The organism is Gemmatimonadales bacterium (assembly GCA_036265815.1).
In the GTDB taxonomy this organism is placed as follows: Bacteria; Gemmatimonadota; Gemmatimonadetes; order Gemmatimonadales; family GWC2-71-9; genus CAVVWJ01.
This window is the reverse complement of sequence record DATAOI010000077.1, coordinates 1-3,226: the sequence shown is the minus strand read 5'-3', so window position 1 is coordinate 3,226 and position 3,226 is coordinate 1. Positions and strand designations below refer to the sequence as shown.

Here is a 3,226-nt window from a genome sequence, read left to right as displayed (position 1 = left end):
GCGCCTACGGTGTAGCCGGTCGGCGCGACGATGGGGGGCATGCGACAAGGTAATGGCGCGGCGGTTGAGCCCAAGCGTGCTCTCGAGTCATGCTGAGGGTCGCCGGCCGGCATTGACACGCCGCCGGTCTCTCCCGAATATCCCTGCTGGCTCACGCCCAGCCGATTCCAGCCGAGTACCGCTCGCTCTCCCGACATCGAGGGTAGGTCCGTGGCTCATGCGCAGCTCCCCGTGGTGCGACGACGCTTCGGCGACACCATGCGCCCGGATGCGTGGTGGCTGCAACCCGCGCTGGTGGCCGTGTTGCTCGCCACTTTCCTCGTCTATTCGACCTGGGCGGGGCTCCAGGGCAACCACTACACTTATGGCCCCTACCTGTCCCCCTTCTACTCTCCCGAGCTGTTCGGAGACTCCCCTCACGCATGGTTCGGCCCCAAGCCGGGCTGGTGGCCCGCGTGGATGGTGTTCTCCCCCGCCCTGCTGATCCTGCCCTTCCCCGGGATCTTCCGAGTCACCTGCTACTACTACCGCGGGGCGTACTACAAGGCGTTCTGGGCCGATCCACCCGCCTGCACCGTGGGGGAGCCGCGGAAGCGGTATGGGGGCGAGAGCGCCTTTCCGCTCATCATGCAGAACATCCACCGCTATTTCCTTTATATCGCGCTGGGCTTCCTCCTTATCCTGGCGCACGACGTGTATCAGGCGCTCTGGTTCACCGACCCGGCTACCGGGCGCACCGCTTTCGGCATCGGCCTGGGAACTCTGGTGCTCACCGCCAACCTGATTCTGCTCGGCGGATACACCCTGGGGTGCCATTCGATGCGTCATGTCATCGGCGGCTACCTCGACCGGCTCTCCCGCGCGCCCGTGCGGAAGGTTGCCTACGACTGCTCCAGCTGCCTCAACCGTGGTCACATGCGCTGGGCCTGGTGCAGCCTCTGCTCGGTCGCGTTCGCCGATCTGTACGTGCGCCTCTGCTCGATGGGCGTGTGGACCGACTGGCGGATCCTGTGAGCCGGCGCGCCCTTCATGGCTGAGCACCAGACCTTCGAGCACGACGTGCTGGTCATCGGGGCTGGTGGCGCCGGGCTCCGCGCCGCGATCGCCGCCGCGGCTGCCGGCGCCTCCGTCGGACTGGTCTGCAAGTCGCTGCTGGGGAAGGCGCACACGGTCATGGCGGAGGGCGGCGTCGCCGCGGCGCTGGGAAACGTGGACGACCGGGACAACTGGCGGGTCCACTTCGCCGACACCATGCGCGGCGGCCAGTACGTCAATAACTGGCGCATGGCCGAGTTGCACGCCCGGGAAGCACCGGACCGGGTGCGCGAGCTGGAGGCGTGGGGTGCGCTGTTCGACCGGACGCCGGACGGCCGCATCCTTCAGCGCAACTTCGGCGGGCACAAGTATCCCCGGCTGGCGCACGTGGGCGACCGGACCGGACTGGAGATGATCCGGACCCTGCAGGACCACAGCATCCATCAAGGCATCGATGTGCACATGGAGTGCACGGTGCTGCGGCTGTTCACCGACGCGGGGCGGATCGCGGGCGTGCTGGCGTACGATCGCGAGCGGGGGCGGTTCCGCTTGTTTCGCTGCAAGGCGGTCGTGTTGGCCACGGGCGGCATCGGCCGGGCGTTCTCGATCACCAGCAACAGCTGGGAGTACACCGGTGACGGCCAGTCGCTCGCCTATCAGGCGGGCGCCGCGCTCCAGGACATGGAGTTCGTCCAGTTTCATCCCACCGGCATGATCTGGCCGCCAAGCGTGCGAGGCATTCTGGTGACGGAGGGGGTGCGTGGCGAAGGGGGCGTGCTGCGGAACCGGGAGGGACGGCGGTTCATGTTCGACGACATCCCGGAGAACTACCGGTCACAGACGGCCGACAACGAGGAGGAAGGCTGGCGCTACACGCAGGGCGACAAGAGTGCCCGTCGGCCGCCCGAGCTCCTGACCCGAGACCACGTCGCCCGCTGTATCCGCCGGGAGGTACGCGAGGGCCGCGGGAGTCCCCACGGCGGGGTGTTCCTCGACATCTCCTGGATCAAGCAGCGGCTGCCCGACGCGCGCGAGCATATCATCAAGAAGCTCCCGAGCATGTACCACCAGTTCAAGCAGCTGGCCGACATCGACATCACCACTACGCCGATGGAGGTAGGGCCGACCACCCACTATATGATGGGCGGCATCCGGGTGGATGGCGACTCGCAGAGCTCCACCATTCCGGGGCTCTTCGCGGCCGGCGAGTGCGCGGCCGGGCTGCACGGCGCCAACCGACTGGGGGGCAATTCGCTTTCCGACCTGCTGGTGTTCGGCAAGCGGGCGGGCGACTTCGCGGCCTCGTTTGCGCGGGAGCAGAGCCTCGCCACACCGGACAGGGCGGAGGTGGACGAGGCCATGCGCTGCGCCCTGGTGCCGTTCGAGCGCGGGGGCGGCACCGACGGCTCGGGCCCCTACCAAGTGCAGCATCGGTTGCAGACGATGATGCAGGAGCTGGTAGGCATCGTGCGCACCGAGCCGGAGATGCAGCGGGCGATGGAGGGGATCGGACGACTCACGCAGCAGGCCGCGCAGGTCGGCGTCACCGGCAACCGGGAATACAATCCCGGCTGGCACTCCGCGCTCGACCTGGGCAACCTGCTCACCATCTCCGAGGCCATCACCCGATCCGCCATCGAGCGCCGGGAAAGCCGGGGCGGGCACTATCGGGATGATTACCCTGAGAAGGACCCGGCCGGGAGCAGCTTCAACATCGTGATCCAGAAGGGGCCCGACGGCGAGATGCGGCTCTCGCGGGAGCCGATCCCTGGAATGCCGGCGGAGCTCGAGAAGATCATCGAGGAGCAGAAGTAGGGAGAGGTTGAGCTGGACAGATTGTGCCCGGGACAGATCGTAGCGCGGCACGGATGTTAGCTTGACTGAACCCGCGCGGTCGTCTCACAAGGGAGGCGCCTGGTGACCGAAACACTGAAGCCCGACCTGGCGGAGACCGGAGCGGTCGAAGAGACCGAGCCGCCTCACCGCAAGGACGAGCCGCTCGGCCGGGCCACCTTCCGCGTCTGGCGGGGCGGCCGCGAGGGCGGGAAGTTCGTGGATTACACCACCGGCGTGTCCCCCGGGATGGTGGTGCTCGACGCGATTCACCAGATCCAGGCGGAACAGGCCAACGACCTCGCTGTCCGCTGGAACTGCAAGGCCGGCAAGTGCGGCTCCTGCTCGGCCGAGGTGA

The 3,226-nt window shown here is 67.7% G+C and carries 3 protein-coding genes; all 3 read left to right on the top strand.

Translation table 11 applies throughout. From position 1 onward, the window contains the following. Window positions 1–231: 231 nt before the first annotated feature. On the top strand, window positions 232–1,014 hold the full coding sequence (locus tag VHR41_16170) for a hypothetical protein (protein ID HEX3235735.1): 783 nt from the start codon (window positions 232–234) through the stop codon (window positions 1,012–1,014). A 15-nt stretch (window positions 1,015–1,029) separates the two neighbouring features. Then, window positions 1,030–2,850, top strand: coding sequence for a fumarate reductase/succinate dehydrogenase flavoprotein subunit (locus VHR41_16165; GenBank protein HEX3235734.1), 1,821 nt, complete (start codon window positions 1,030–1,032; stop codon window positions 2,848–2,850). Between the two features lie 102 nt (window positions 2,851–2,952). After that, a partial coding sequence (locus VHR41_16160) for a 2Fe-2S iron-sulfur cluster-binding protein (GenBank protein HEX3235733.1) occupies window positions 2,953–3,226 on the top strand: 274 nt, incomplete at its 3' end.

What these genes read in the sequence shown, in the direction of transcription:
- VHR41_16165 (HEX3235734.1), top strand. Translation starts at nt 1,030, where the DNA reads ATGGCTGAGCACCAGACCTTCGAGCACGACGTGCTGGTCATCGGGGCT.